Consider the following 26,381-nt stretch of genomic DNA (forward strand, 5'->3'; position numbering starts at 1 on the left):
CCCGGAGCCGATCCGTTTCACGGTGATGCCGTAATGTCGGAGGAGGCCGGGTGTCCCGCCTGACTGGGGCAGGTGAGCAGCGAGGGGCCGAGGTGATCGACGAGCACGGCGATACGGTTCCGCTGCCCGTGATCCCGTCGGCCAGTGACGCTGAGGAGCCGCTCGATCACCTGTCGGAGTCCTACGCCGACGGTCCGCAGCGCCCGCCGTTCCCGCCGATCCTGAAGAAGGTCGCGCTCGGTGTCGCCGTCTGCCTGGTCGCCGGTGCCGGGTACGCCGGGCTCCAGCGCATCGCCAACGCCCCGGCCGACCCGAACGGCGTCGCAGCGCACCAGCCGTCGCAGTCCTCGCCGAGCACGCCCGATCAGGCCCAGGCCGGCGTACAGCGGGCGGTCGCCGGCGAAGCGGTGCTGCAGAAAATGACCGACGCGGTCGAGAACGAGGACCGCACCGAGTTCCTGAACACCATCGACCCGAAGGCCACGGCGTTCCGGGCCAGCGCGCGGACGATCTTCGGCAACCTCAGCATGCTCCCGCTCGGCACCTTCCAGCTACGCTACGTGAGCGACGACAGCGCCGCCCTGACCCCGGACCGGCAGGCCGAGCTCGGCGGGACACAGTCCTGGCTGGCGCAGGTCGAGGTCTCCTGGCAGCTCTCCGGGTACGACGTGAAGCCCGCGCGCGAGACCCTCCCGGTGACGTTCGTCACCCGCGACGGGAAGACGTACGCCGCCTCGTTCTCGGAGCGGTTCGCGGCGGGGCAGCGTCGGCCGGTCTGGGCGCTCGGCCCGATCGCCCTGGCCAAGGGCAAGCACAGCCTGGTGATCAGCCTCGACTCGGAATCGGAGGCGAGAAGCTACGTTTCGGTCGCCGACAAGGCCGTCGAGTCGGTGACGAAGGTGTGGGGCAAGGGCTGGCGTCAGAAGGTGGTCGTCTACCTGCCCGCGAAACAGACCCAGATGGAAGGTGTCCTCGGCGCGCAGCCGAACACGTACACCCAGATCGCCGCCGTCACGATGGCCGAGCTGGACACGCCGGCCCTCGGCGCGCCGGTGCGGATCGTCGCGAACCCGAAGCTGTTCCAGGAGCTCGGCAAGCAGGGCCGGCGGATCGTGCTGACCCACGAGACCACCCATGTCGCGTCGACCGCGACCGCTTCACCGGTGCCGTTGTGGCTCGCCGAAGGCTTCGCGGATTATGTCGCGTTCACCGCCGTACCCGTGCAGGACGAGTCGGCGGCGAAGGAGTTGTTCAAGGCAGTGCGTGCCGGGAAGGTGCCGTCCACCTTGCCGACGCCGGAGGCGTTCGCGGCGTCGGCGACCGAGCTGCCGCAGGCGTACGAGTCGGCGTGGCTGGCCTGCAGGCTGATCGCTGAGCGCGAGGGACAGGACAAGTTGGTGAGGTTCTACCGGGCGGTGCACGCGTCGAAGACCTCGGCCGGGCTGCCGGACGCGTTCAAGTCGGTGCTCGGGATGACCGAGGCCGAGTTCGTCGCGGAGTGGCAGAAGTACCTCGAGCGGCTCGCCGGTGCCTGACAAAGCATCCAGTCCGTGGGCGCCGCGCGCCACGGGTGGACTGCTGGCGCTCGCGCTGGTCTTCACGATCGCGGTCACCACGCCGTGGCACCTGATCGATCTGCCGAAGCCGGACGCCGCGCTGGACTTCACGGCCGCGGAGATCGCCCGCCAGAACGCGTTCCGGCACGAGATCCTCCGCTGGTCGACGGCGTCCTGGATCATCTCGGTCGCGGTCCCGCTGGTGATCGGCTTCAGCCCGCTGGGCCGCCGGTTGTACGACGGTCTGCGCATCCGCTGGTGGTTCCTCGCCGTACCGGTCACGGTGGCCGGGATCGCCCTGATCACCAACCTGCTCACCGTCCCGACCGACGTACTCGCCCAGCGGGTCAGCCTGAAGTACGGGCTGTCCGTGGAGAACTGGCGGTTGTGGGTCTGGGACCGCGGCGTGAACTGGGCGATCACCTCGCTCGGGGTCGCGGTGCTCGCGATTGTCCTGGTGGCGTTGGCGAAACGCCTGCGCCAGCGCTGGTGGTTGCCCGGGGCAATCGCCGGAGCGCTGCTCGTGCTGGGCGTGTCGTTCGCCTACCCGGTCCTGATCGAGCCGCGGTTCAACGACTTCACGTCGATGCCGGCCGGTGCCCTGCGCAACGACTTCCTGAAGCTCGCGGTCGAGGACGGCGTACCGGTGAAGGACGTGCTGGTCGCGGACGCGTCGAAGCGGACCACCGCCCTGAATGCCTATGTGTCAGGCTTCGGCTCGACCCGTCGGCTGGTCGTCTACGACACGCTCCTGAAGGACACGCCGCCCGCGCAGGTCCGGCTCGTGGTCGCGCACGAGCTCGGTCACGCCGCCGAGGACGACGTACTGCACGGCACGTTGATCGGCGTGCTCGGTACGGCGTTCGGCATCACGGTGCTGTACTTGTTGCTCGGGGCCCGGATCGCGGACCCACGGCGTACGGCGGTCCTGGTCGCGCTGATCGTGGCCGGTACGACGCTGGCGAGCCCCGTCGAGAAACTGGTGAGCCGCAAGATCGAGGCGCGTGCCGACTACCACTCGCTCCGCCTCACGAACGACCCGCAGGACTTCGTCGCGATGCAGCACGACCTCGCCGTCCGGAACATCTCGGGACTCGACCCGAGCGCCTGGCGGTACTGGATGTTCGCCAGCCACCCGACCGCGCCGGAGCGGATCGCGATGGGCCGCGCCTGGGCCGCCGAGAACGGCGGCACGGTCCCACCCCTGGCCCGACGATGACCGTCCTGGTCGTCACCAACGACTTCCCGCCACGCCAGGGCGGGATCGAGACGTTCGTCCGCTCGTTGTGCGACGAACTGCCCGACGTCGTCGTCTACACCTCCCGCGAGCCCGGCGACGCCCAAGACATTGTGTACGACGCGACGCTGCCGTTCCCCGTGATCCGGGACCGGACGTCGATGTTGTTGCCGACGGCCCGCGTCACGAAGCGGGTCGTCGAGCTGATGCGCGAGTACGGCGCCGACCGGATCCTGTTCGGGGCGGCCGCTCCGCTCGGGTTGATGGGTCCGGCGCTGCGGCGGGCCGGTGCGCGGCGGATCGTCGCGATGACGCACGGGCATGAGACGTGGTGGGCCGGCGTACCCGGGGCCCGGCAGGCGTTGCGTCGGATCGGCGATGCGGCTGACACGGTGACGACGGTGTCGTCGTGGTGTGCCGAACGGATCGCTCCGGCGTTGTCGCCGGCGGCAGCGCAGCGGATGCGGAGGTTGACGCCAGGGGTCGACACGAGCCGGTTCGCTCCGGGCTGTGGGGGAGAGCAGATCCGCAAGGGGCTCGGGCTGGACGGTGTTCCGGTGGTTGCCTGCGTGTCGCGGCTGATTCGCCGGAAGGGGCAGGACACGCTGATCCGCGCGTGGTCGCGGGTCCAGCGGTCGGTGCCTGACGCGCGGCTGCTGCTGGTGGGCGGTGGGCCGGACCGCGAATACCTCGAGGAGCTGGCGGTGCGCGCCGGCGTGGCGGACGCGATGGTGTTCACGGGGCCGGTTCCGTGGGCCGAGATTCCGCCGTACGTCGATGCTGCCGATGTGTTCGCGATGCCGTGCCGGACGCGGCGGTTCGGGCTGGAACCGGAGGCGCTCGGCATCGTCACGCTGGAGGCGTCCGCGACCGGCAAGCCCGTGGTGGTAGGGGATTCCGGTGGCGCGGCTGACACGGTGGTGCACGGTACGACGGGGTTCCTGGTCGACCCCTACAACCCAGCTGCGGTAGGTGTCCGCCTGGTCGAACTGCTGACGAATGCCCAGGACCGTGCCGCGATGGGGGCCGCTGGGCGGAAGTGGATCGAGGACGAGTGGACCTGGGGGAGGTCGGGCGCCGTCCTGCGGGAACTGCTGGACGCCTGACCCGGGGGTGTCGGGAAAGGGTGGACAGCGGGTGGTGGAAATCGTGTACTCTGGCCGGCATGCACCGAATGTTCCGACTTGCCGCAGCCGTACGAGCTTCACGCTCTCCGGCTGCCGCGGCCTGACATTCTGAATCTTCCACCGGCGACCGGAAACGGTTCGCCGGTGTTTTGTTTGAGGTAGCCCGGTGGTCTGGTTCCGGTCCTGAATTCGACAAGGACGAGAACCATGAGCATCAGCAGGACTTTCATCGACTACTTCATCGACCGCGACCACGTCCCGACGACAGGGTCCACGCTCATTCCGCGGCTCGGCGATCCCGTGCTCTTCACGACCTCGGGGATGCATCCGCTCACGCCGTACCTGGAGGGCGAACCACATCCACTGGGACGCAGACTCGTGGGTATCCAGCGATGCCTGCGAACCACCGATCTCGACGAGGTGGGGGATCCGACCCACCTGACGGTGTTCGAGATGCTGGGCTCGTGGTCGCTGGGAGACTACGGCAGCAGCGAGACTCTCCGCTGGGGGTACGAGCTGCTCACCACCCGCTTCGGCCTGGACCCGCGGCGGATGTACGTGACCGTCTTCGGCGGCGACGATCAGGTGCCGCTCGACCAGGAGTCGCTCCGCACCTGGCAGGAGCTCGGGCTACCGATCGAGCTGACCACCGACGACAACTGGTGGTCGAACGGCCCGACCGGCCCGTGCGGTCCGGACTCGGAGATCTTCCTCTGGACCGGCGACGGTGAGCCGGAGGGTACGCCGACCACCGACGAGCGATGGGTCGAGGTCTGGAATCACGTGATGATGCGGTACCGCCGCCACGACGACGGCTCGCTCGAGGAGCTCAAGCAGCAGAACATCGACACCGGTCTCGGCCTGGAGCGGCTGACGATGCTCCTGGAGGGCCGACAGTCGGTGTTCGAGACCTCGCTGTTCGAGCCGTGGATGCGGATCATCCCGAAGCTGTGGACGCTGGACGAGCGCTCGCAGCGGATCGTCATCGATCATCTGCGGTCCAGCATCGTGATCATCGGCGACGGCGTGCACCCGTCGAACACCGGTCGCGGGTACGTGCTGCGCCGGCTGATCCGCCGATTGTTGACAATCCTCTGGCAGACCGACGAGTCGCGGTCGCTGTCGGACCTGCCGATCGAACTGTTCGAGCACACGCTCGGCCATTTCCACCAGGGCGAGACGGTGACGCTGATCCGGCGGATCCTCATCGACGAGGAGATCCGGTTCAGCAACCTGCTCGACCGCGGCCGCAAGGTGCTCAGCCACGAGCGGTTCCACAAGTCCCTCGACGACACCGACTACGAGTACCTGCACGAAACCCACGGCCTGCCGCGGGAACTCGTGGACTCGCTCAGATGACCCGATCCAGTACGTCGGTGGGGGAAGCGTCGGGAATCTCCGGAGCCGCGACCTTCCCCACCGACGACTGGGCCACGAACGCGCCGGCCAGCACGATCACGCCGCCGATGATCTGGTTGGTGCGCAGCGTCTCGCCGAGCAGGATCAGCGCGAACACGCAGGCCGCGACCACCTCGACGTACGCGACCGCACCCGCGATCGGCGCCGAGAGCCGCTGCACGGCGGCAGCGCCTGCCAGGTAGGCGACGACCGTGCTCACCAGGATCAGCCACGCGGCCATCACCCAACCGGGAGCGTGCCGCTGGCCGATCGCGATCGAGTCGACCAGCACGTGCCACGGCGTACCCCACGGAGCCGCGATCAGGGTCAGCACGACGGCGCCGACCACGCTGCCCGCCGCCGTCATCACGAGCGGATCCGCGGCGCCGGTCAGCTTGTCGATCAGGATGAAGTACGTCGCCTGGCACGCGGCGGCGCCGAGGCCGGCGAGCAGACCGATGAGGTCGATCCGCAACCCGGACCAGATCTGCGCCACCGTCGCGAGACCGACGACCGCGATACTCACCCCGATCGCGGCCGACCGCGGTACGGCGACCTTCTGGCCGAACTTCAGCCACGCGACGACCAGCACCGGCCCGGAGAACTCGAGCATCAGTGCCACGCCGACCGGCAACCGGCTGGCCGCGATGAAGAACAGCGTCTGGCAGCCGGCGATCCCGGTCAGGCCGTAGAGCACCAGCGCCTTCCAGGACGCCCGGGCCGAGCGCAGCCCGGCGCGGCCGCGGAAGACCAGCACGAGCGGAACCAGCACCGCGGCGGCGCCGAGGATCCGTAACCAGGCCGCCTGCTGCGGTGTGAAACCGGCGCCGATCAGGGCCTTCGCGAACGGGCCCGATCCGCCGAACGTGACCGCGGAGAAGACCGCGAACCCCAACCCCACCGACTTCGAGCTGTACATGGGCATAACGCTCTCATGCCCATTACACCGCTGTCGAGGGTGATCTCAGAGAACGTTCACCGCGCGGGCCGCGACGATCGCGACGGTGAGCAGCGCGATCGCCGACTGGATACCCATCAGCATCTTCGTCCGGGCCGTCAGCGGCATCGTGTCGGTCGGGCTGAACGCGGTCGCGGCGGTGAACGAGACGAACAGGTAGTCGGTGAACCCGGGCAGCCAGCCCTTCCACCCCGGCAGGTCGACGGTCATCTGCGGGAACAGCAGATCCGCGCGCTCGGTCTCACGCTCGTGCTCAGGTGCCCGGGCGAACGGGCCGCCGCGGTCGATCTCCCAGTACCAGACCGCGAACGCGACCACGTTCGTCACCCAGATCAGCAGAGCGCTCTTGACGAGGACCTTGCCGTCTCCTGCCTCTCCGTTGTTCAGGAAGAAGATCATTCCGGCGAGGTAGTACGCGTTCACCGCGACCAGGACCGCGAGGAGGACGACCTCCACCGACCGCAGCCAGGGCTCGTCGCGGCGCAGGTGGAACGGGTTCATCCACACCAGCGGCAGCAGCAGAAGTCCACCGAGCGCGGGCATGAGCCACCGCGGCAGCGCGTTGATCTGCGTCGGCACGAGCACCTGCAGCGCCAGAACCGCGACCACCGCCAGCGAGGCCGGCCAGCGCCGCGTGTGGCGGGTGCTGGGCGAAGGCACCTTCGTCGGCTTGTTCATCTCAGCATTCTCGCGCCGCGTGCCGGTTATCCGACGGAAGCGTCGATGACGGCCTGTCCCACTTCGGTACGGCGGTAGTGGACCTGGTGACCGGTACGTCGACGTGTCGCGAGACCCGCGTCGTACAACGCCGACAGGTGTTCGGCGACCGTGGCGAGGGCGAGGTTGTATTGGGCGGCGAGCGCGCTGGTCGTGGCGGGTGGGTCGAGCGCGACGAGGAGGGTCGCGCGAGTGCGGCCGAGGAGGCGGGCCAGCGGGTCCGGTGGAGCAGGAGCGTCGGACCACAGGCGGGCCGCGCCGCGGGCCGGATAGACGAGGGTCGGGTGGTACGCCGGGTCGACGACGATCACGAGGTGCGGCCAGGCGAAGACCCCGGGAACCAGGAGCAGGCCCTGTCCGGCGAGATCGCGGTCCTCGGAGCGGTACCGGGCGGCGATCAGGCGGTCGTCCTCCCAGTCCAGGGTCGGGTGCAGATCGTCGAACAGTCCGGCCAGGCCGCCCTCGGTCAGCTGCTGACCGCGGTAGGCGATGTCGTCCTCGAGAACGCGGCTGATCAACGGCCAGTCCGGCTTGATCAGGGTCTCCCAGGCAGCCTCGATCTCGTCGGCGAGTCGCGCGCGGGTGCCGGCCAGGTCGTCCAGCATCTTGTCGATCTCCGGCGCTCCGGGGTTCTTCAATTCGTCCCGAGACCGGATCAGTTCGGTGCGAACCTTCTCGAGCGGGGTACTACGGACGCGAGCGATCTCGGTGGCGAACTTCGCCCGGGAGGCCTTCGGCGGCGGGGTCAGGAAGTCCGGCGTGAACCCTACGCGGGGCTGCACCGCCTTCAGCCCGCGCAGGTCGAGTCGCGCTGCCGATTGCCGCTTCGCCGCGATCCAATCGGCGTACAACGGCCGGTGCTTCGATCCGTTCAGCACCCGCACCGCGGACATCGTCTCCCACAACGGCGACGCCCCGAACCGGCACCGCAGCGCGTCCGCCTGCGTGAACCGCAGTACCGTCACGAACCTGAACTTTCGGCCACAACCAAAACTCTACGCCGCCCGCCCCGGACGCGTGCACTCTCGCCGCGTGAGGTCCTACCGAGCTGTACTCAGCCTTCCCGGCCTGCCCGCCGTGTACGCCGCCCACACCGTCTCGATGCTGGGGACCGTGGCGGCGCAGGTCGCGTTGTCCATCCTGATCTTCGAGCGGACCGGATCGCCGTTGCTGTCGGCCCTCGTCCTGGCGTGCTCGTTCCTGCCGTACGCCGTGAGCGGCGTGCTGTTCTCGTCGATCGCGGACCGATTCCCGGCGCGCCGCGTCCTGGTCGCGTGCGACGTGGTCAGCGCTGCGGCCATTGGACTGATGCTGATACCGGGAATGCCGGTGGGCGGCCTGCTCGGACTGTTGCTGGTGACCGGGATCGTCGCGCCGATCTTCGCGGGCGCACGGGCCGCCAGTCTCGCGCAGCTGTTGCCGGCCGATCTCTTCCCGGTCGGCAGGTCCTTGCTGAGGGCAATCAGTCAGGTCGCGGTGCTGACCGGATTCGCACTCGGCGGGATCGCGGTCGCGATGGTCGGGGCGAACTGGCTGCTGGCGCTCGACGCGGTGAGTTTCGTCGCGTCGGCGGTGCTGATCGCGACGGGTACGCCGTACACGCCGCCGGGGGAGCGCACCAGCAACACGGTCCGCGACTCGTGGTCCGGGCTGCAGCTGCTGTTCGCCAACGCCAAACTCCGCAACCTGATCCTGCTGACCTGGGTGGCGCCGGCGTTCTCGTCCGTCCCGGACGGACTGGCCGTCGCGTACACCGCTCAGGTCGGCGTCGCAGCCGCTGCCGCCGGTGCGTTGTTCACCGGGTACGCCGTCGGCAGCGTGCTCGGCGAGCTCGTCGTCGCGCGGTTCACCCCTTCCGCGCGGCGACGGCTCGTCGTCCCGTTCCTGCTGACCAGCCAGCTGCCCGCGATCGCGTTCCTGACCGCACCGCCGATCCCGGTCGCCGCGGTACTCCTCGCGATCTCGGGCACCGGCTACGCCTTCAACCAGGGCATCGACCCGCTGATCCTGCAGCACGCCGAACCGTCGTACCGCGGCCGCCTGTTCACCGTCCAAACCAGCGGCCTGATGGCGATCCAGGGCGTCAGCATCGCCCTCGGCGGCGTCGTCGGCTCCTTCGTCGCCCCAAACCTCACCATGGCAGCAGCAGGCATCCTCGGCACCACGATCACCTTGCTGATCGCCCGTCAGGCGCTCACCACGGAGCCACGTCGGACAGCGACTCAGGTCCTCTGAAGGCGCCCGTCGGGCCGTCTGCTGGGAGTGTCGCGAGGGCGACCGGGACGGCTGCTCCGTCGGCCACGGTTCGCTCGCCGCGTGGTACCGATGCCTGCGAGTTCAGGTCGGTCGGCACGAGACCCGGTGTCGCGGCGTTCACCTTGATGTTGTCTGCGCGCAGGGCGCTTGCGTAGACCAGAGTCAGTGCGTTGAGTGCTGCCTTCGACGAGCTGTACGCGAGCAACCCTTGCGTCGCGAGGCGGCCGTCGAGTTCTGAGAGGAGGTTGACCGAGCCGAGTCCGCTCGACATGTTCACGATCCGCGCGTTCGGCGATTGCCGCAGCAGCGGTAAGAAGGCGTTGATCACTGCGACTACACCGAACACATTCACGTCGTACGCCGTTCGCACCTGTTCGGCCGTGATGTCTGCGACCGCCGTACCCCACTCGGACACGATGCCCGCGTTGTTCACCAGCGCATCGAGCCGGCCGGAGTCCGCCTCGACCTGCTTGGCGGCTGCCGCGACCGACTCCACGTCGGTCACGTCCAGCTGCACGAGCCGCACGTCTCCGGCCAGCTCCTCCGCTGCGCGAGCACCCAGGGCCGGGTTCCGCGCCCCCAGATACACAGTCAGGCCACGTGCCGCGAGTTGGCGCACGATCTCGTGGCCGATGCCTTTGTTCCCGCCCGTCACCAGGGCGACTTCGTTCTGATTCATGCCTCCAGTCCAGCGCGGACCCGCCCCCGCGGACCAACACCGGTCAGGTGGTCCGCCATACCCTGGAGGTATGCCGGAACCCGAGATCCGCGAACTGCGATACTTCCGCGCCGTCGCCGAGGACCTGAACATCACTCGTGCCGCCGAGCGTCTGGGTATCGCCCAGCCGCCGCTGTCCCGCGCGATGCGCCAGCTCGAGCACCGTCTCGGCGTCGACCTGTTCGACCGCACCGGCCAACGGCTCGCGTTGACGTCCGCGGGCGAGACCCTGCTCAAAGAGTCCGGGCCGGTCCTCGACGCCCTCGATTCCGCGGTACGTCGTACGCAGCGGGCCGGACTGTCGGCACGCGGGCTGATCGTGACCGCTAAGCCCGGTGTCGCGACGGAGTTGCTGCACCGGATCGTCACCGAGCTGCGGGACGAGCTGCCGGGCGTCGAGGTGGTGGTGAGCGGGTTCGGGGAGCAGGCCGACATGGTTCGGGACGGGCGGGCGGATGTTGCGCTCGTCAGTCGGCCGTTCGACGACCACGGACTGGAAACCGAGTTGCTGTACCGGGAGCCGCGGGTTGCCGCGCTTCCGGCGCGGCACGAGCTCGCGGCGCGGGAGGTGCTGGCGGCCGACGATCTGGCCGGGATTCCGGCGCCACGGTGGAGCCGGGCCAACGTTGCTGAGCGCAACTACTGGTCTGCGCGGCCGGACGATCCGGTGGACGGACCGATCGTCCAGGACTCGTCGCAGCTGCTGGAGGTGGTCGCGTTCGGGCAGGCGGTCGCGCTCGTGCCGCGGTCGATGGCCGAGCGCAACATCCGGCCGGACGTCGTCTACCGACCGGTGACCGACGTCGAGCCGTACCAGATGCTGGTGGTGTGGCCGGCCGGCAGCCGCTCCGCCGACCTCGCCAAGTTCGTCGAGGCGGCAGTCAGGCACTCAGTTGCTCCCTAGTGCTGCGGCACCTCCGCGGTGGCGGCCCAGCTGGCGAGGAGCTTGAGGCTGTCGGCGGTGGGAGTGCCGGCGGGTGCGACGTAGACCAGGAGAGTGAGCCCTGGGTGCGCGGGGAATTCCATCGCCTCGAAGGTGAGCTCCAGGTCACCGACGACCGGGTGGTGGAATTTCTTCAGGCCGGTGCGGTGGAAGCGGACGTTGTGGGCAGCCCAGCGGGTACGGAAGTCCTCGCTGCGGGTGGACAGCTCTCCGATGAGTTCGATCAGCAACTTGTCGTGCGGATTGCGCCCGGCCTCGGAGCGCAGCATCGCGGCGATGTCGTCGGCGGCGCGTTCCCAGTCCTGGTAGAAGTCGTGTGACGCCGGGTCGAGGTAGACGAGCGGGCGCTGTTCGCGGGACGCCGCGGATCCGCGAGCAGCGGAGCGTGCAGTGCGCGGGCCATCCGGTTGGCCGCGAGCATGTCGTGGCGGGCGTTACGGACCCAGGCCGGCGTATCGGTCACGGCGTCGAGCACGAGCTGGACGCTGGCCGGAATGGTCGCCGGCGCGGTCTTACGACTGCGCGCGGGAGTCGGTTCGGCGGCGCGGGCGAGATCGAACAGGTGAGCGCGCTCGGCGTCGTCCAGTTGCAGCGCGCGGGCAAGTCCTTCCAGGACGGTGTCGGAGGCCCCGGCCAGGTTCCCGCGCTCCAGCCGCACGTAGTAGTCGATGCTCATTCCCGCCAGCATGGCGACCTCTTCGCGGCGCAGCCCCTTGACCCGGCGGTTGCCGCCGTACGCCGGCAGTCCCGCCTGCTCGGGGGTGATCCGCGCTCGCCTCGAGGCGAGAAACTCGCGGATCGCAGCTCGGTTGTCCATGCCTCCACCGTAGACGGGCACCCGGACCTGAAGGAGGTACTGGCATTACCTGTAACGACAGTGACTCCCGCGGGCACGCGGCAGCCCGTTCACTGGCACACATGGAGAAACTGACGAAACCCGCGACCGCGAAAGGACCGGGGGACTGGTTCACCGGGGAGGTCTGGTTCGACCAGATCTAGCGGAGAGGAACCGTCTCGCGCCCGGGTGAACGCAGTGCACTTCGCACCCGGCGCCCACACGGCCTGGCACACCCACGCGATGGGCCAGACCCTGCACGTCACCGAGGGCGTCGGCCTGGTCGGCACCCGGGACGGCCAGGTGATCGTGATGCGTCCCGGCGACACCGTGCACACCCCACCAGGGGAGTGGCACTGGCACGGCGCGACCGCCGACAGCTTCATGACCCACCTCGCCATCTGGGACGGCACCGGCAACCCCGACGTACCGGAAACGACCTGGGCCGAGCACGTCACTGACACCGACTACGAACAGGCCCAGACCTCCTGAGTCAGAAGGATTCTGATGCGAGCCACTTACATGTACGGCGCGGGCGACGTTCGTGTTGTTGATGTGCCTGAGCCGATCATCAAGGAACCGACCGACGCGATCGTGCGCGTTGTGCGGGCCTGTGTCTGCGGGTCCGACCTGCATCCGTACCACTCGATGGCGGCGGACCCGGACGGCAGGTCCATGGGGCACGAGTTCGTCGGTGTCGTCGAAGACACCGGTAGCGATGTGACCAGCATCAAGACTGGTGACTTCGTGATCGCCCCGTTCGCCTGGTCCGACGGTACCTGCGACTTCTGCCGCGAGGGCGTGCAGACCTCCTGTCGGCACGGCGGTTTCTGGAACGCCGGCGACGTCGGCGGCGGTCAGGCCGAGGCTGTCAGGGTTCCGCTCGCGGACGGCACCCTCGTCGCCGTACCGGTCGAGGAGACCTCACCGCTGATCCCCTCGCTGCTCACGCTGTCCGACGTGTACGGAACCGGCTATCACGCGGCAATCAAGGCGAACGTCGGCCCGCGCACAAGCGTGACGGTCATCGGCGACGGAGCCGTCGGCCTACTGGCTGTCCTGTCCGCGAAGCGCCTCGGCGCCGAGCAGATCATCCTCATGGGCCGCCACACGGCCCGCACCGACCTCGGCCGCGAGTACGGCGCGACCGATGTCGTAGCCGAGCGCGGCGAAGAGGGCATCGCCCGCGTACGGGACCTCACCGGCGGCGACGGTACGCACGTCGTACTCGAAGCGGTCGGCCACCGGCCCGCCTATGACCAGGCGGTCGGCGTCGTTCGGCCCGGCGGCGTCATCAGCCGCGTCGGGGTACCGCAGTACACCGATGCTCCGGTCGGGTTCTCCAGCCTCTTCCGCCCCAACATCACCCTTACCGGCGGCCCCGCGCCTGCCCGCGCCTACATCGAAACCCTGCTCCCGGACGTCCTCGCGGGCACCGTCGACCCCGGCAAGGTCTTCGACAGCGAGGTCGCCCTCGCCGACGTGGCGGACGGATACCACGCGATGGACGAACGCACCGCGCTCAAGGTGCTCGTCAAGCCTTAGGCGCTCGAACGGATGACGAGCGGCGCCGTGACGAGCCTGCCCGGCTCGTCCGGCTCGCCGCTGATTTCGTGCAGGGCGCGGTCGAACAGGCAGGCGGCGATGTCCCGCAGCGGGATCCGGGCGGTCGTCAGCGGCGTGTCGAGCATGCTCGCGAACGGGAAGTCGTTGAATCCGGTCACGGCGACGTCCTGACCGACCGTGATCCCCCGTCGCTGCAGTGCCCGCATCGCGACCACCGCGAACGCGTCGTTGTCCGCAACGAAAACGTCCGGCGGGTCCAGCTCTTCGACGTACGCCGCTACCGCCTCGAGCGAACCGAACGACCGCGCCACCGTCGACGGGAACTCCCGGACGAACCCGTCCCGCCGCTGATGCACCCACGGCAGCGGACTGTCCGTCGCCAGGTACACCGCCCGCTCCCGGCCGGTAGCCCGCAGATGCGCGGCGACCCCGGCCATCGACGACTCGTTGTCCACGTCGACCCAGCACTGCCGATGCTCAGGCCCCGTCCGCCCGAACGCCACGAACGGGAACCGCCGGCGGCTGAGGAACTCGATCCGCTCGTCGTGCGGCATCGTCTCCGAGACGACGATCGCGTCCACCTGCCGCGCCGCGATCAGCTTGTCGTACAGCACGATCTCGGTCGCGTGGTCGACCGGGGTCTCGACAACATGGACGCCGTACCCTGAGACCGCGGCCGCCTTGACCAGACCGCCGAGCAGGCTGTGCAGGAACCCGCCCAGGGCCGGGTTGTCGTCGTCCACGAGGTCGTCCTCGAAGGACATCGGCAGGCCGATCACCTGGCTGCGTCCGGACGACAACGCGCGGGCAGCGTGGTTCGGGATGTACCCGAGTTCCTGGATCGCGGCGCGCACGGTCCGGACGGTCGGTGCCGCTACGCGGTGTGGCGCGTTGAGCACGTTCGACACCGTCATCGCCGACACCCCGGCCAATCGGGCGACGTCCGCGACAGTCGTACGCCGCGGCTTCTCGTCAGCCAACCGTTCCCCCTTAGTCCCACACGATCCGGGCCGACCCGCCCACCGGAACGTCGATCGTCCACACCTCAGGCGGAGTTGTCGTCTCTCGGTGCACCTCGCGGCCCGAACAGTCCGACACTACGAGGTCGACAAGCCGGTCGCACGCACCTTCGACGTACAGTCGCCGCTCGGCGCCACCGTTCACCACGACGGTGCACGACTCCTGTACCCGCACGACAGGATTCGTGTACACGGCAACCACCGTTTCCGTCGCACCGACCGCACGAACCTGCGTGTACCGCGCATCCGGTCGCGACGGCAGCAGTACGCCGTGCAGCAGCGCGTCGGCGTGATCGCGCAGGAACCCGAGCCAGTACCGGACCACCTGCTCGTGCCCGGGCGGCAGCGCGTCCAACTCCATCGACACCTGCGGCGTACTGAACAAGGCACCGATGAAATGCTGCGCGACGTTCTCCGCCGACGCCGACGAGTGCCACATCAGCATGTCGGAGTGCACCGCGCGGTCACCGGCGAGGAGACGGCAGTCGATCGTGCGGACACGGTTCTCCACCGCGTCGAGCGCGCAGTCGCCGGCGCGCAGGAACGTGCCGAACCGCCAGAGCCTCGGGTGCACGTAGTCCTGCCGGAACTCGATCAGCACGTCGGGCCGCAGCTTCCGCAGCTCGTCGGTGACGGCCTGCAAGAACCGCTCGACGCCTTCGTCGACTGACGAGCAGTCACCGCCCGGTGCCGGAGGGACGCCGGTCCGCGCCCAGGAATCGATGAAGTCGATTTTCAGGCCGTCGACGCCCCAGTCCCGCACTGGACGAACGCAGCACTCCAGGAGGTGTTCGCGGACCTCGGGACAGCGGGGGTCGAGGACGGCGGTCACCTCGCCGTCGGCAAAGCCGAGGGTGCGGTCCTTCAGCTTGTCCCAGGCTTTCGAGTGCACACCGATCAGCGGCGGCGCGATCCACAGCACGTACTGCTGCCCGAGCGCGTGCACGCGACGTACATGCTCGGCCATGTCGGGGAACTTGTGGCTGGTCGGCTCCCAATCGCCGCAGTACGCGTACCCGCGCCGCGTGTCGTCGGTCTGCCAGCCGTCGTCCACGATGACCGCCTGGGTGCCGTACGCCGAACCCGCGCGAGCGTGCCGCTCGACGGACCCGGCCGAGACGTGCTGGTGGTCGCTGTACCAGGTCGAATACATCGCCTGTAGCGCGACCGCCGGTACGTCGGCGATCCGGTCACCCAGCTCGGCCGCCCACTCCGCTGTCACGGCACGCAACGCCTCGGCGAAGTGCTGGGCCCGCACATCGATCCGCAGAGCGAAGCCTTCGCCCTCGAGATCCGTCACGGTCAGCTCGATCAGCTGCTCCGCGATCTCCTCGCTCACCCCGACGGCGAAGTCACACCCACGGACGTTCGACGACAAAGAGACTGTGGCGATCGCCCGGTCCTGTCCGTTGACGAGGGACGCGACCGGGGCCGAGCGGACGGAGCGGACCTCGCGGTGCGAGCCCCAGTCGGTGGGGAGGTTGCGCCGGGAATCCTGCAGCGGCCGCCAGAGCGTCACGGCGTCGTCGGCCGGCCAGGTCCAGCGCAACGTCACGGGCCCACCGGCAGCTGCGCCGGAAGTCACGTCGTACCGGAGCACACCGGGCTCGGCCGCCGGACGCGGCGTGATCGTGCCGGGGCCGGCCAGGCTCCCGGTCCGTACGGTGCGACCGTCGGGGGATTGGATCTCAAATGTCGTCACGGGCCGGACTATAGCGGTAAAACTGAATGCTCCGAAGTATTGACGGAATTGCCTGACGTCCCTAGGTTTTACCGCTAAATCCGCCTACTTCGAGGAGCCGCCGGGCCGGCTCTCAGCTCCGACCTCGCCGGTGTGGCCGTCTGCCGAAAACCGAACCAAGAGAAGGAGAACTGTCATGCCGATAAATGAAAGGCCCTTCGGGCGACCGATCACACGTCGTGGTTTCCTGGCCAGTGCGGCCCTCGCCGGAGCGGGGTCGAGCGCACTGCTCACCGCCTGCGCCGGCGGTAGCGCGGGCGGCACCTCGGCTTCGGCCGGCAAGGGCGGCGCCGGCGGTGCGGGAGGCACCGGCGGCAGCGTGACGTGGGCCTCCTGGGCGAACCCGGGCGAGGCCGAACGGTTCCGGCAGATCTCGAAGGACTACGAGGCCGCGCACGGGACCAAGGTCACCTTCCAGGTGGTCGTCGGCGACTACGGCGCCAAGCTGCTCACGCAGCTCGCCGGCAGCAGCGCTCCGGACGTCTTCTACGTGCAGGACTCCGGCATGCAACGGCTCATCCAGTCCAAGAAGGTCGCCGATTTCACCGAGTTCACGTCGAAGCCGGACTCGCCCGTCAAGATCGACGACCTGTACCCGAACCTCATGGGCTGGTGCAAACCTGCCGACGGCAGCCCGGGCACCTACGGCCTGGTCGTCGACTGCAACCCGATCGTGTTCTGGTTCAACAAGGACATGTGCGAGGCCGCCGGCATCACCAAGAACCCCGCGCAGCTGCACGAATCCGGCGGCTGGAACCGGGACGCCGTAGACGACTTCCTGACCAAGATCAAGGCCACCGGCAAGCGGGGCATGGTGCTGGAAGGCGGCTTCGGCCCCATGCTCAGCTGGATGACCGCGTTCGGAGGCAAGGTCGTCGAGGGCAACAAGATGATCTTCAACGAGGACGCGAAGTCGATGGAGACCCTCGAGTGGCTCTGGGAGGGAATGGCCAGCGGCAACATCACCTACGGCGGGTCGCTGCCGAAGGGGCAGGCCATCGACGCCCTGTTCTACAGCCAGCAACTGGCCAGCTGCCAGGTGGGACGCTGGATCCTCCCGAACCTCAAGAAGCTGAAGTTCGGCTACGACATCGCACCGTTCGCGTCCGCCGACGGGAAGACCGTGCCCCCGGCGATCGTCTACACCGCCGCCATGGCCGTGAACGCCAAGGCCAAGGATCCCGAAGCCGCGATGTACTTCGCCACCCGCTTCGTCTCCAAGGACGGCCAGAAGGCCCGGCTCTCCGGCGGAGGCAACGCCGTACCGGCCGTCGCCGGACTGGACGAGGTCGTGATGGAGAACAAGCAGCCCGAGCACTGTGCCTATTTCACGGAAGCCGCCAAGAAGGGGTACGCCATCCCGTCGGCCATCGCGTCCAAGGCCGAGGTCGGAGCCAACCTCGGCACCGAGATGGACAAGTCGATCAAGGCCGGCGACAGCGCGAAGGTGTGGGCCGACAAGATCTGCAAGTTCATCAACAACGGGAGCTGAGCCATGGCGCTCGCGCCCGATGTGAAGCGCAGACGGCGGACCGAAGCACTGTGGGGCTACGCCTTTCTCACACCTCAGCTCATCGGTCTGATCGCCTTCATGGTGGGGCCCCTGATCTTCGCCATCGTTCTGTCGTTCTCGAGCTGGGACGGCCTGGGCTCGCGCACGTTCGTCGGACTGCAGAACTTCACCGGTGTCTGGCAGAACGCCCAGCTGCGGCAGTCCTGGCTGAACACCGCGTGGTTCACCGCTCTCCAGGTCCCCGGACTGCTGATCACCGGCTTCTTCTTCGCGTTCTTCATCCAGAAGGCGGGGCGGTTGACGCCTTTCTACCGGATCTTCTTCTTCGCGCCGCAGGTCACGTCGACCGTCGCGGTGGGCGCCGTCTGGCTCTGGCTGCTGAACCCCGAGATCAGTCCCATCAACTCCCTGCTGAAGTCACTCGGGGTGCCCAACCCACCCGACTGGCTGCAGGACCCGGGGACCGCGATCCCCGCGATCGCCCTGGTGTCGATCTGGCAGGGCCTCGGCTACATGATCGTGATGTTCGTCGCCGGTCTGCAGAACATCTCGCCCACCCTGATGGAGGCCGCCGACATCGACGGCGCCTCGGAATGGCAGAAGCTGCGCAAGATCACCGTGCCGCTGCTGTCGCCGACCATCCTGTTCCTGTCGATCACCTCGATCATCGGGTCCTTCCAGGTGTTCGACTACATCTACTTCTTCTTCGACACCTCAGCACCTGCGAACGCCCACACGATCGTGTACGACATCGTGAACATCGCCTTCCGTGAGTTCAAGTTCGGGTTCGCCGCGGCCATCGCGGTTTACCTGTTCCTCGTCCTGCTGGCCCTGACCGGCCTCCAGTTTCTTGCTCAGAAGAGATGGGTGCATTACACCGAATGACTTCCTCATCAAGCGAGATCGCCGCCCGGGACCTCGAGGCGGCGCGTCGAAAGAATGCTTCTCATGGCCTGGGCGGGGGGCGGTTCAAGCCGTCCTGGATTCCGCTGCACCTGCTGCTGGTCGCGGGCTCGCTGGTGATGTTCGTGCCGTTCCTGTGGATGTTGTTCTCGGCCATGAAGCCGCTGGACGAGATCTTCGCCCAGCCGCCGAAACTGCTGCCGAAGCTCTGGCAGCCGCAGAACTTCGTCACGGCTTGGCAGGGCGCGGACTTCGCGCGCGCGTACTTCAACAGTGCCTATATCGCCGCCCTGGTCACGCTCTTCACCCTGATCACCTGCTCGATGGCGGCCTACGCCTTCGCGCGGATCCGTTTTCCGGGGCGGAAAGTGATCTTCGGCATCTTCCTGGCCACCATGATGGTTCCGTTCCAGCTGACCGTGATCCCGCTGTACGTCATCATGGGGCAGCTGCGCTGGATCGACACCCACCTGGCGCTGATCGTCCCGCCGGCGTTGTTCAACGCCTTCGGCGTCTTCCTGCTCCGCCAATATGTCCGTGGCATTCCGCTGGAGCTGGAGGAAGCCGCCTCGATCGACGGCGCGGGGCGGGTCCGGATCTTCACGACCATCATCCTGCCGCTGCTGCGTACGCCACTCGTGGCCCTCGGCATCTTCGTGTTCCTCGGGCAGTGGAACTCGTTCTTCTCTCCGCTGATCTTCCTGAACAGCGATCGGAACTTCACCATTCCGCTCGTGGTCAACCAGTTCAAGGGCGCCTACTCCTCCGACTGGACGAGCCTGATGGCGGCCACGACCATGGCGGCGCTGCCGATGCTGCTGATCTTCATCATCGCCCAGCGCCAGATCGTGCAAGGTATCGCTCTGTCCGGCTCCAAGACCTGACAGCTGTCGCACGTCCGGCATCAGCCCATCGGGCGATGCCGGACGTGCGAACTACGTGGCGGGGGAGGTGAGCCCGCTGATCGCCGGTCGGTACGCCGGGAGTGCTTCCGCCAAGGTGGGATAGTGATCGAGCGGACGGCTGGCGCCGGTGGCCCGGGTGAGGTCGGCCAGCCACTGGCCGGCTCCGGAGACGCGCAACCAGCCGCCGTGCCGGGCCGCGAGTTCGTGCGCGTCGGCGAGAACGTCGAGGCCGGTGGCCTCCATCGCCGTGACGCGCCGCAGGTCGACGACGAGGCGCGGCAGCTTGGTGGTGATGACGTGCTGGAGTTCGTGCGCGAAGGTGGGGGCGGTCCGGACGTCGACGGTGCCCGCCGCCCGGACGACCGCACAGCCGCCGACAGCACTCCAGCTACAGACGAATGGCGCGCTCACCTCTGCCGGTCGGTGGGCGGACCTGATCGCACGGGGTGGATTCATGCGTCCCAGTACCCCGCGGCTAACCTGCGCCGCGGGCACGGTGAAGTTCAAACGTTCGTCAGTCGCGACCGAGGATTCCCTGTTCGTAGCCTTTGGCAACGGCTGCGGCGCGATCGGTGACACCGAGTTTGGTGAAGACGTGGCTGAGATGGGTCTTCACCGTGGCCTCGCTGATGAACAGTTCGCGGGCGATGTCGCGGTTCGACGTACCCTTCGCGACCAGCTCCAGGACTTGCCGTTCGCGCGCGGCCAACGGGCTCGGCGCCGGCGAGCGGACTGCCGACACCAGCCGCGATGCGACCGCGGGGGAGAGCACCGTACGACCGGCAGCGGCCTGCCGGACGGCGTTGAACAACTCGTCCTGCGGCGCGTCCTTGAGCAGGTAGCCCGTGGCGCCCGCCTCGATCGCCGGCAGTGTGTCGGTGTCGGTGTCCCAGGTCGTCAGGACCAGCACCTTCGAGCGGATGCCGCGGCGGGTCAGTTCGGTGATCGCGTCGAGCCCGCCGCCGCCCGGCATCCGGAGGTCCATCAGGATCACGTCCGGGGTCAGGTCCGCGGCCAGCTCGACCGCCTCGACGCCGTTGGACGCCTCCGCGAGCACGGTGAATCCGGGCGTGGACTCGAACATGCCACGCAGACCGTTGCGAACGACAGGGTGGTCGTCGACGAGAAGGAGTGAGATCCCAGATGAATCAGCCATTGAGAACCAACGGTATGCGAGCAGACACCGCCGTACCGAACCCTGGCTCGGACTCGACCGTCAGGGAGCCGGCGATGCGTTCGGCGCGGGCCCGCATCCCGTCGAGGCCGAAGCCGCCGGTGCCGGTCCGGGCAGACAGCGCCAGCGGATCGAAACCCTTGCCGTCGTCGCGAATGTCCACCGTCACCTCGTCGTCCATGAAGCTGAGGGTCACGCCGGCGCGGGTCGCGGCGGCGTGCTTCGACACGTTCGCCAGCGCCTCCTGCGTGATCCGCAGGACGGTCGCCGAGAACTCACCGTGCAGGTGCTGCGCCGTACCGGTCAGGGTGAACTCGGCAGGTACGCCGGTCCGCTCGGACCACTGGTCGACGGTCTTGCGGAGTGCCTCGGGGAGACCGTCGGACGACAGGCCGGCCGGAGCGAGGTTCTGCACCGAGCGGCGCGCCTCGCCCAGGCTGTGCCGGGCGAGATCGGTCGCACGGCCGACATGCTCCTTGACGGTTTCCGGGTCGGACGAGTTCGCGACGACCTGGAGCTGCGCGATGATGCCGGTCAGCCCCTGCGCGATGGTGTCGTGGATCTCCGCGGCCAGCCGGCGCCGCTCGTCCGCGATGCCCGCTTCCCTTGCCTGCACAAGGAGCTGGGCCTGCAACGCGGCGTTCTCCTCGTGCGCCTGCTCGAGCTCGGCGATCGTCACGGCCCGCGCCGTCGACCGTGCCTCCTGCTGGTCGGCGAGGTGTTTCGCGACGGTCACCAAAGCGTTGTTCGCGACCAGCAGACCGGCGAAGGCCAGCCAGCCTGTGCGTCCCTCGGGAGGGAAGCTTCCGGTCTGCGCGCTGGCGATCGGGATCGAGCTGGCGAAGAATGCGAGTCGCCGCGCCTTCCGGCCGGGGATCACCTCGTCGGCGTCGTAGTATCCCGCCGCCACGTAGAACGCGAAGAAGCCGCTCAGCATCGTCAGCACGGCCGCGATCGCCCAGCGGATCACGTAGTACGTCACGGACACGGCATTCGGCCCGCGGTACAGGCGGCCGCTCCGGCTCCACCACAGCTGCAGGAGCAGAGCGGCGCCGACCAGAACGTACGCCGTGATCTGCTCCCGGCTCGACGGCATGATCTGGTCCGCGGTCGCCAGGGCCAGCAAGGAGCCGAGGCCCAGCAGGAAGTACGGAGCCCAACGATGGAACGCCGCCTCGTGCCGGTCGAGGTCGCTGTCCGCCGTTGTCACTTCTCCAGTGTGCACGAACGGGGCCTACTCCCACCGGAACCATCGTGCGGCCGCCGCCGTCAGGACTACCGCCCACGCGGTCAGCACGCCCAGATGGGACCAGTCGGGCCAGTGCCCGGCCGCGGCCTGCTCGAGCGCCTGCGAGGCGGCCCCGAAGGGCAGGAGTACGACGATCTCCCGGAGTGTGTGCGGCATCGACTGAACTGGAGCCCACAGGCCGGCGGAGAACAGGCTCGGGAAGAACACCACCATGCCGATGCCGGCGGCGAGCCGTGCGGTCGGAGCGAGCGCCGAGATCAGAGCGCCGAGGGCCAGCGCGGCGGTGACCGTGAGCAGGAACGCCAGCGCGTAGCCGACGGCCTGCTTCGGCAGCTGTACGTCGAACGCGAGCCGCCCGATCGTCAGGCAGACCAGCGCGGACAGCACGCCCGCGGCGCCGTTCAGTCCCATCTGCGCGGTGAGCAGCGCGGACGGCCGGACCGGGGTCAAGGACATCCGGCGCAGGATGCCGCGTTCGCGATAGCCGGTGATCACCGGCGGCATCGCCTGCAGGCCGGTGACGATCAGCGCGACCAGGACGAGGGTCGGAACGTACACGTCGATGACCCGCATCCCGAGCCCCTCGTCGAACTTCCGGAAGCTGCGGATCGACCCGAGGATCACCAGCAGCAGCGGCGGGAAGCCGAGCGTCCAGAACAGGCTGCCGGCCTCCCGGCGGAACAGTCGCGCCTCGGACCGCAGTACGGCGGTTCTCGGCGAAGGACGGCGTACCGCCGTGATCGTGCTCATTTGGTGGCTCCCGTGAGGTCGAGGAAGGCGTCGTCGAGGGTGGCGTCGGTGACGCGGAGCTGGTGCGCGGTGATGCGGTGCCGGGCGAGCAGCGACAGCAGCGCGGTGACGGTCTCGTCGGATCCGCCGAGGGTGATCCGGCCGTCCTTGTCCTCGACCGACGCGAGCGCCGGCAGCGCGGCCAGGTCCGCGTCGTCGAGCGGCGCCGACGGGGTGAACGAGATGATCGTGGAGCCCGCGGTCCGGCTGATCAGTCCCTGCGGCGTGTCGAGTGCGGTGATCCGGCCCTTGTCGATCAAGGCGATCCGGTCGCACAGCCGCTGCGCTTCCTCCATGAAGTGCGTGACCAGCAGGACGGTTACGCCGCCTGCGCGGACGTCCTCGACGATCTCCCAGGTGTCCCGGCGGGCACGCGGGTCGAGACCGGTGGTCAGCTCGTCCAGTACGACGACACGCGGGTTGCCGATCAGCGCGAGCGCGATGAACAGTCGTTGCTTCTGGCCACCACTGAGGGCACCGAACCGGGTGTTCAGCTTGCCGGTCAGACCGAGTCGCTCGGCGAGCGGCCGCCAGTCGGCCGGGTTCGGATACAGGGCGGCGTACAGCTCGAGCGCTTCGCGGACGGTGAGCTTGGCCTGCAGTTCGCTCTCCTGCAGCTGCGCGCCGAGCACCTGCGTGACCGCGGCATGATCGGCGACCGGGTCGAGCCCGGCGACGCGGATCCGCCCGCCGTCCGGGATGCGCAGCCCCTCGACGCACTCGACAGTGGTGGTCTTACCGGCGCCGTTCGGCCCGAGGATCCCGAAGATCTCGCCCTCGTCGACAGTGAACGACACGTCGTCGACGACAGCGCGCCCGCCGTACGCCTTGCGCAGGCTGCTGACTTCGACGATGGGAGAAGTACTGGTCATACGCCGAGCTTCGCGGACGGCGTACCGTCCGCACATCGCCCGACGAGCTGGTCCCGGCATCAGCCATTCGGGTGATGCCGGGCTACACCTACCTACTTCGCGTAGAGCGCCTCGACGTCGGCGCCGTGCTTCTCCATCACGATGTGGCGGCGCAGGGAGAGCTTCAAAGAGAGCTCGCCCGACTCCTGGGTCCAGTCGATCGGGAGGATCGAGAACTTCTTGATCGCCTCGGCGTGCGAGACCGAGGCGTTCGCGTCATCGACCGCCTTCTGCACCTCGGCGATCAGGTCGGCGTCCTGGGTCAGGGCCGCCGGGTCGGTCGGCTTCCCGCGCTCGGTCGCCCACGGAACGATGTTCTCCGGGTCGATCGTGATCAGCGCGGCGATGAACGGCTTGCCGTCGCCGACGACCATGCACTGGCTGACCAGCGGGTGCAGCCGGATCTGGTCCTCGAGCATCGTCGGCGCGACGTTCTTCCCGCCGGCGGTCACCAGGATCTCCTTCTTCCGGCCGGTGATCTTGATGAACCCGTCGACGTCGAACTCGCCCAGATCGCCGGTGTGGAACCAGCCGTCCGCGTCGATCGCGTTCGCGGTCGCCTCGTCGTTCTTCCAGTAGCCCTGCATCACCTGGCCGCCCTTGAAGAGCAGCTCACCGTCGTCCGCGACACCGACGGTCACACCAGGAAGCGGCCGGCCGACGGTGCCGATGCGGAGGTCGTCGGGCAGGTTCACCGATACGGCGGCGGTGGTCTCGGTCAGGCCGTAGCCCTCCAGGACCGGTACGCCGATACCGCGGAAGAAATGCCCTAGCCGGTCCCCGAGCGGGGCGCCGCCCGACACGGCGTACTGCACCTGGCCGCCGAGCACCGCCCGCAGCTTGCCGAAGACGAGCCGGTCGAAGAGCAGATGCTTCGCCTTCAGCCCGAACGACGCGCCGCCCTTGTCCTGTGCCTGCGAGTACGCGATCGCGGTCTCCGCGGCAGCGTCGAAGATCTTGCCCTTGCCGTCGGCGTGCGCCTTCTGGCTGGCCGAGTTGAACACCTTCTCGAACACCCGCGGCACGCTCAGGATGAACGTCGGCCGGAACGCCCCGAGGTCCTCGACCAGGTTCTTCACGTCGGCGGTGTGCCCGACCTTGACCCGCTTCATCACGCAGCCGACCTGGATGATCCGGGCGAACACGTGCGCGAGCGGCAGGAACAGCAAGGTGCTCGCGCCCGTGGTGTCGAACAGGTCGTCGAGGATCTTCACCGCGGGACCGAGCTCGTCGAGGAAGTTCGAGTGGCTGATCTTGCAGCCCTTCGGGCGTCCCGTCGTACCGGAGGTGTAGATCAGGGTCGCGAGGTCGGACGGCGCGACCGCGGAGCGGCGCTTGTCGAACTCGGCGTCCGTGACGTCCAGACCCAGCGCGGTGAGCTGGTCGACGGCGCCGGCCTCGATCTGCCAGACCTCCTGCAGCGCGGGCGCCTCGGCCCGGGACGACTCGACGACCGCGCCGTGGGTCCCGTTCTCGACGACGGCGACGACCGCCTCGGAGTCGGTCAGGATCCACTGGATCTGCGAGGTCGAGGAGGTCTCGTAGATCGGCACGGTGACCGCGCCGATGCTCCAGATCGCGTAGTCGATCAGGGTCCACTCGTACCGCGTCGCGCTCAGCAGAGCGACCCGCTCGCCGTGCTTCACGCCGGCCGCGATCAGGCCCTTCGCGACGCCCGTGACCTGCTGCGCGAACTCCGCCGCGGTGACATCGGTCCAGTCTGAATTTGCACCAGCCCCTGTACGGCGGCTGAACACCGCGGTGTCAGGATGAGAGGACGCGTTCGCCCACACCGGGTCGCTCAGGCTCCCGGTGGGCGGTTCTGTCACAGCAGGAACGGTGTACTCACGCATCCGCGTCTCCTCAGTCGGTCCCGAATTGTCGACTTCCGGCGCACGCTACAGTCACCTACCCACAAGTAGCCAGGTTTATGTGACCCACGGAACTAGGAACTAGGCATGCCATTGCTCGACATCAGTTGCGACGACCTGGTCGTTGCTGATCCAGCCTACGTCGCCGAGCGACTCGGTTCGGACACCCTGTGGCGTGAGTGGTGGCCGGACCTCACGCTGACGCCGTCCGAGCGGCGCGGTCGCGAGGGGGTCCGCTGGGTGGTCACCGGTGCCGCCATCGGTACGGCGGAATGGTGGCTGGAAGCGGTCCGGGACGGGGTCGTCGTGCACTGGTACCTGCGGGCCGATCCCGCGAAGCCGGTCCGCGGCCGCGGGGCCGAGCGCTTGAAGGAGCGGTACGTCGCGACGTACCGGGAGCGCCTGTGGGCGTTCAAGGACGAACTCGAAGCGGGCCGCGCGGCGGGCGAACGCCGTACCGGATCCGATCCCGCGATAGTCTCCGGGGAGGACACGGACCCATCGGGGGGTCCGGTCGTCCCGCAGACCCCGGGCAAAGCGAAGAGGTGAATCGATGGCGGAACAGACCACCTCGACCATCCAGGTGAACGCGACCCCCAAAGAGATCATGGCGGTGATCGCGGACTTCGCGGCCTACCCGGAATGGGCCGACTCGATGCGGGAGACCGAGGTGCTGTCCACCGACGAGGCCGGCCGGCCGAACAAGGTGCGGTTCAAGGTGGACGCCGGCGCGATCTCCGACGAGTACACGCTGGCCTACGTCTGGTCCCGCAACGAGGTGACCTGGACGCTGGTCGAGGCGAAGATGGTGAAGGGGATGGACGGCGCGTACGTCCTGAAGGATCTGGGCCCGGAAGGTGGAGTGGGGACCGAGGTGACGTACCGGCTGGCTGTGGATGTGGCGATCCCGATGATCGGCATGCTCAAGCGCAAGGCCGAGAAGGTCATCATCGACACGGCCCTCAAGGGCCTCAAGAAGCGCGTCGAGTCCTGAT

At 68.4% G+C, this 26,381-nt stretch carries 25 protein-coding genes and 1 pseudogene; 13 read left to right on the forward strand and 13 right to left on the reverse strand.

Features of this window, described 5'->3' with window-relative positions; all coding sequences use genetic code 11:
- The first annotated feature begins 50 nt into the window (after positions 1 to 50).
- The 4 genes from EV651_RS16765 (at position 51) to EV651_RS16780 (ending at position 5,279) form a co-directional block, all read left to right on the forward strand.
- A complete protein-coding gene (locus EV651_RS16765; protein WP_133786137.1) occupies positions 51 to 1,535 on the forward strand; it encodes a hypothetical protein in 1,485 nt (494 codons plus the stop codon).
- A complete protein-coding gene (locus EV651_RS16770; protein WP_133786138.1) occupies positions 1,528 to 2,775 on the forward strand; it encodes a M48 family metallopeptidase in 1,248 nt (415 codons plus the stop codon). Before EV651_RS16765 ends, EV651_RS16770 begins: the two co-directional genes overlap by 8 nt.
- On the forward strand, positions 2,772 to 3,899 hold the full coding sequence (locus EV651_RS16775; RefSeq protein WP_133786139.1) for a glycosyltransferase family 4 protein: 1,128 nt from the start codon (positions 2,772 to 2,774) through the stop codon (positions 3,897 to 3,899). The genes EV651_RS16770 and EV651_RS16775 overlap by 4 nt, the downstream gene beginning before the upstream one ends.
- A 228-nt stretch (positions 3,900 to 4,127) precedes the next feature.
- Positions 4,128 to 5,279 carry an alanine--tRNA ligase-related protein gene (locus EV651_RS16780; protein WP_133786140.1) on the forward strand — a complete coding sequence of 384 codons (1,152 nt, stop codon included), beginning with the start codon at positions 4,128 to 4,130 and terminating at the stop codon, positions 5,277 to 5,279.
- Here EV651_RS16780 and EV651_RS16785 read toward each other — a convergent pair.
- Genes EV651_RS16785 through EV651_RS42385 form a run of 3 tightly spaced genes read right to left on the reverse strand, consistent with a single transcriptional unit; the run spans position 5,272 to position 7,958 of the window.
- Positions 5,272 to 6,237, reverse strand: coding sequence for a DMT family transporter (locus EV651_RS16785; protein WP_238156951.1), 966 nt, complete (start codon positions 6,235 to 6,237; stop codon positions 5,272 to 5,274). The genes EV651_RS16780 and EV651_RS16785 overlap by 8 nt on opposite strands.
- Before the next feature lie 45 nt (positions 6,238 to 6,282).
- Entirely contained in the window at positions 6,283 to 6,954 is a 672-nt protein-coding gene (locus tag EV651_RS16790) for a DUF1345 domain-containing protein (protein ID WP_202870362.1), read from the reverse strand.
- A 26-nt stretch (positions 6,955 to 6,980) separates the two neighbouring features.
- Positions 6,981 to 7,958: a DUF5937 family protein gene (locus tag EV651_RS42385; RefSeq protein WP_238156952.1), complete on the reverse strand. Its 978-nt coding sequence runs from the start codon at positions 7,956 to 7,958 to the stop codon at positions 6,981 to 6,983.
- Positions 7,959 to 8,025: 67 nt separating this feature from the next.
- Here EV651_RS42385 and EV651_RS16800 point away from each other — a divergent pair, with 67 nt between their 5' ends.
- Positions 8,026 to 9,228 (forward strand): MFS transporter, encoded by a 1,203-nt coding sequence (locus EV651_RS16800; RefSeq protein WP_238156954.1) that lies wholly within the window; start codon positions 8,026 to 8,028, stop codon positions 9,226 to 9,228.
- Here the strand turns inward: EV651_RS16800 and EV651_RS16805 are convergent.
- Entirely contained in the window at positions 9,188 to 9,928 is a 741-nt protein-coding gene (locus EV651_RS16805) for an SDR family oxidoreductase (protein WP_133786144.1), read from the reverse strand. The two genes, EV651_RS16800 and EV651_RS16805, sit on opposite strands and share 41 nt — an antisense overlap.
- Positions 9,929 to 9,998: 70 nt before the next feature.
- Here EV651_RS16805 and EV651_RS16810 point away from each other — a divergent pair, with 70 nt between their 5' ends.
- On the forward strand, positions 9,999 to 10,871 hold the full coding sequence (locus EV651_RS16810; protein WP_133786145.1) for a LysR family transcriptional regulator: 873 nt from the start codon (positions 9,999 to 10,001) through the stop codon (positions 10,869 to 10,871).
- On the opposite strand, the pseudogene EV651_RS16815 reads toward EV651_RS16810, so the two are convergent.
- Positions 10,868 to 11,727, reverse strand: a pseudogene (locus EV651_RS16815) (helix-turn-helix transcriptional regulator). The gene EV651_RS16810 and the pseudogene EV651_RS16815 overlap by 4 nt on opposite strands.
- A gap of 216 nt (positions 11,728 to 11,943) precedes the next feature.
- Between EV651_RS16815 and EV651_RS16820 the strand changes: the two are divergent.
- A complete protein-coding gene (locus EV651_RS16820) occupies positions 11,944 to 12,237 on the forward strand; it encodes a cupin domain-containing protein (protein ID WP_238156956.1) in 294 nt (97 codons plus the stop codon).
- A 15-nt stretch (positions 12,238 to 12,252) separates the two neighbouring features.
- A complete protein-coding gene (locus EV651_RS16825) occupies positions 12,253 to 13,290 on the forward strand; it encodes an alcohol dehydrogenase catalytic domain-containing protein (RefSeq protein WP_133786146.1) in 1,038 nt (345 codons plus the stop codon).
- Here EV651_RS16825 and EV651_RS16830 read toward each other — a convergent pair.
- On the reverse strand, positions 13,287 to 14,291 hold the full coding sequence (locus EV651_RS16830; protein WP_133786147.1) for a LacI family DNA-binding transcriptional regulator: 1,005 nt from the start codon (positions 14,289 to 14,291) through the stop codon (positions 13,287 to 13,289). The two genes, EV651_RS16825 and EV651_RS16830, sit on opposite strands and share 4 nt — an antisense overlap.
- Positions 14,292 to 14,301: 10 nt before the next feature.
- Complete coding sequence (locus tag EV651_RS16835; protein ID WP_133786148.1) at positions 14,302 to 16,032, reverse strand: glycoside hydrolase family 36 protein; 1,731 nt, start codon at positions 16,030 to 16,032, stop codon at positions 14,302 to 14,304.
- A 175-nt stretch (positions 16,033 to 16,207) separates the two neighbouring features.
- Here EV651_RS16835 and EV651_RS16840 point away from each other — a divergent pair, with 175 nt between their 5' ends.
- From EV651_RS16840 to EV651_RS16850, 3 genes are read left to right on the forward strand one after another with little or no spacing between them, the layout of a single operon-like run.
- On the forward strand, positions 16,208 to 17,563 hold the full coding sequence (locus EV651_RS16840; RefSeq protein WP_133786149.1) for an extracellular solute-binding protein: 1,356 nt from the start codon (positions 16,208 to 16,210) through the stop codon (positions 17,561 to 17,563).
- A gap of 3 nt (positions 17,564 to 17,566) precedes the next feature.
- Positions 17,567 to 18,469 carry a carbohydrate ABC transporter permease gene (locus EV651_RS16845; protein WP_133786150.1) on the forward strand — a complete coding sequence of 301 codons (903 nt, stop codon included), beginning with the start codon at positions 17,567 to 17,569 and terminating at the stop codon, positions 18,467 to 18,469.
- Positions 18,466 to 19,371 (forward strand): carbohydrate ABC transporter permease, encoded by a 906-nt coding sequence (locus tag EV651_RS16850; protein WP_133786151.1) that lies wholly within the window; start codon positions 18,466 to 18,468, stop codon positions 19,369 to 19,371. Before EV651_RS16845 ends, EV651_RS16850 begins: the two co-directional genes overlap by 4 nt.
- A gap of 51 nt (positions 19,372 to 19,422) precedes the next feature.
- Here EV651_RS16850 and EV651_RS16855 read toward each other — a convergent pair whose 3' ends face one another.
- The 6 genes from EV651_RS16855 to EV651_RS16880 all read right to left on the reverse strand — a co-directional run bounded on the left by EV651_RS16855 (position 19,423) and on the right by EV651_RS16880 (position 25,368).
- Positions 19,423 to 19,803 (reverse strand): STAS domain-containing protein, encoded by a 381-nt coding sequence (locus EV651_RS16855; protein ID WP_166658632.1) that lies wholly within the window; start codon positions 19,801 to 19,803, stop codon positions 19,423 to 19,425.
- Between the two features lie 103 nt (positions 19,804 to 19,906).
- Complete coding sequence (locus EV651_RS16860) at positions 19,907 to 20,548, reverse strand: response regulator transcription factor (protein ID WP_133786153.1); 642 nt, start codon at positions 20,546 to 20,548, stop codon at positions 19,907 to 19,909.
- Positions 20,541 to 21,776, reverse strand: coding sequence for a histidine kinase (locus EV651_RS16865; RefSeq protein ID WP_133786154.1), 1,236 nt, complete (start codon positions 21,774 to 21,776; stop codon positions 20,541 to 20,543). The genes EV651_RS16860 and EV651_RS16865 overlap by 8 nt, the downstream gene beginning before the upstream one ends.
- Before the next feature lie 24 nt (positions 21,777 to 21,800).
- Positions 21,801 to 22,565 (reverse strand): ABC transporter permease, encoded by a 765-nt coding sequence (locus tag EV651_RS16870; RefSeq protein WP_133786155.1) that lies wholly within the window; start codon positions 22,563 to 22,565, stop codon positions 21,801 to 21,803.
- The gene (locus EV651_RS16875) at positions 22,562 to 23,476 is read right to left on the reverse strand and encodes an ABC transporter ATP-binding protein (protein ID WP_202870363.1); all 915 of its coding nucleotides are present in this window, start codon (positions 23,474 to 23,476) and stop codon (positions 22,562 to 22,564) included. Before EV651_RS16875 ends, EV651_RS16870 begins: the two co-directional genes overlap by 4 nt.
- 92 nt (positions 23,477 to 23,568) lie before the next feature.
- Positions 23,569 to 25,368, reverse strand: coding sequence for a long-chain fatty acid--CoA ligase (locus tag EV651_RS16880; RefSeq protein WP_133786156.1), 1,800 nt, complete (start codon positions 25,366 to 25,368; stop codon positions 23,569 to 23,571).
- A 105-nt stretch (positions 25,369 to 25,473) separates the two neighbouring features.
- Between EV651_RS16880 and EV651_RS16885 the strand changes: the two genes are divergently transcribed.
- Positions 25,474 to 25,935: a polyketide cyclase / dehydrase and lipid transport gene (locus EV651_RS16885; RefSeq protein ID WP_133786157.1), complete on the forward strand. Its 462-nt coding sequence runs from the start codon at positions 25,474 to 25,476 to the stop codon at positions 25,933 to 25,935.
- 4 nt (positions 25,936 to 25,939) lie between these two features.
- Complete coding sequence (locus EV651_RS16890; RefSeq protein ID WP_133786158.1) at positions 25,940 to 26,380, forward strand: SRPBCC family protein; 441 nt, start codon at positions 25,940 to 25,942, stop codon at positions 26,378 to 26,380.
- The last annotated feature ends 1 nt before the right edge of the window (position 26,381 follow it).

Source organism: Kribbella sp. VKM Ac-2571, from assembly GCF_004362255.1.
Lineage (GTDB): Bacteria > Actinomycetota > Actinomycetes > Propionibacteriales > Kribbellaceae > Kribbella > Kribbella pratensis.

Excerpts from the sequence above, each read along its gene's own strand:
- EV651_RS16775 (WP_133786139.1), top strand. The coding sequence starts at position 2,772 with ATGACCGTCCTGGTCGTCACCAACGACTTCCCGCCACGCCAGGGCGGG.
- EV651_RS16780 (WP_133786140.1), top strand. The coding sequence starts at position 4,128 with ATGAGCATCAGCAGGACTTTCATCGACTACTTCATCGACCGCGACCAC.
- EV651_RS16785 (WP_238156951.1), bottom strand. The coding sequence starts at position 6,237 with ATGTACAGCTCGAAGTCGGTGGGGTTGGGGTTCGCGGTCTTCTCCGCG.
- EV651_RS16790 (WP_202870362.1), bottom strand. The coding sequence starts at position 6,954 with ATGAACAAGCCGACGAAGGTGCCTTCGCCCAGCACCCGCCACACGCGG.
- EV651_RS16805 (WP_133786144.1), bottom strand. The coding sequence starts at position 9,928 with ATGAATCAGAACGAAGTCGCCCTGGTGACGGGCGGGAACAAAGGCATC.
- EV651_RS16810 (WP_133786145.1), top strand. The coding sequence starts at position 9,999 with ATGCCGGAACCCGAGATCCGCGAACTGCGATACTTCCGCGCCGTCGCC.
- EV651_RS16825 (WP_133786146.1), top strand. The coding sequence starts at position 12,253 with ATGCGAGCCACTTACATGTACGGCGCGGGCGACGTTCGTGTTGTTGAT.
- EV651_RS16840 (WP_133786149.1), top strand. The coding sequence starts at position 16,208 with ATGCCGATAAATGAAAGGCCCTTCGGGCGACCGATCACACGTCGTGGT.
- EV651_RS16845 (WP_133786150.1), top strand. The coding sequence starts at position 17,567 with ATGGCGCTCGCGCCCGATGTGAAGCGCAGACGGCGGACCGAAGCACTG.
- EV651_RS16850 (WP_133786151.1), top strand. The coding sequence starts at position 18,466 with ATGACTTCCTCATCAAGCGAGATCGCCGCCCGGGACCTCGAGGCGGCG.
- EV651_RS16860 (WP_133786153.1), bottom strand. The coding sequence starts at position 20,548 with ATGGCTGATTCATCTGGGATCTCACTCCTTCTCGTCGACGACCACCCT.
- EV651_RS16870 (WP_133786155.1), bottom strand. The coding sequence starts at position 22,565 with ATGAGCACGATCACGGCGGTACGCCGTCCTTCGCCGAGAACCGCCGTA.
- EV651_RS16875 (WP_202870363.1), bottom strand. The coding sequence starts at position 23,476 with ATGACCAGTACTTCTCCCATCGTCGAAGTCAGCAGCCTGCGCAAGGCG.
- EV651_RS16880 (WP_133786156.1), bottom strand. The coding sequence starts at position 25,368 with ATGCGTGAGTACACCGTTCCTGCTGTGACAGAACCGCCCACCGGGAGC.
- EV651_RS16885 (WP_133786157.1), top strand. The coding sequence starts at position 25,474 with ATGCCATTGCTCGACATCAGTTGCGACGACCTGGTCGTTGCTGATCCA.
- EV651_RS16890 (WP_133786158.1), top strand. The coding sequence starts at position 25,940 with ATGGCGGAACAGACCACCTCGACCATCCAGGTGAACGCGACCCCCAAA.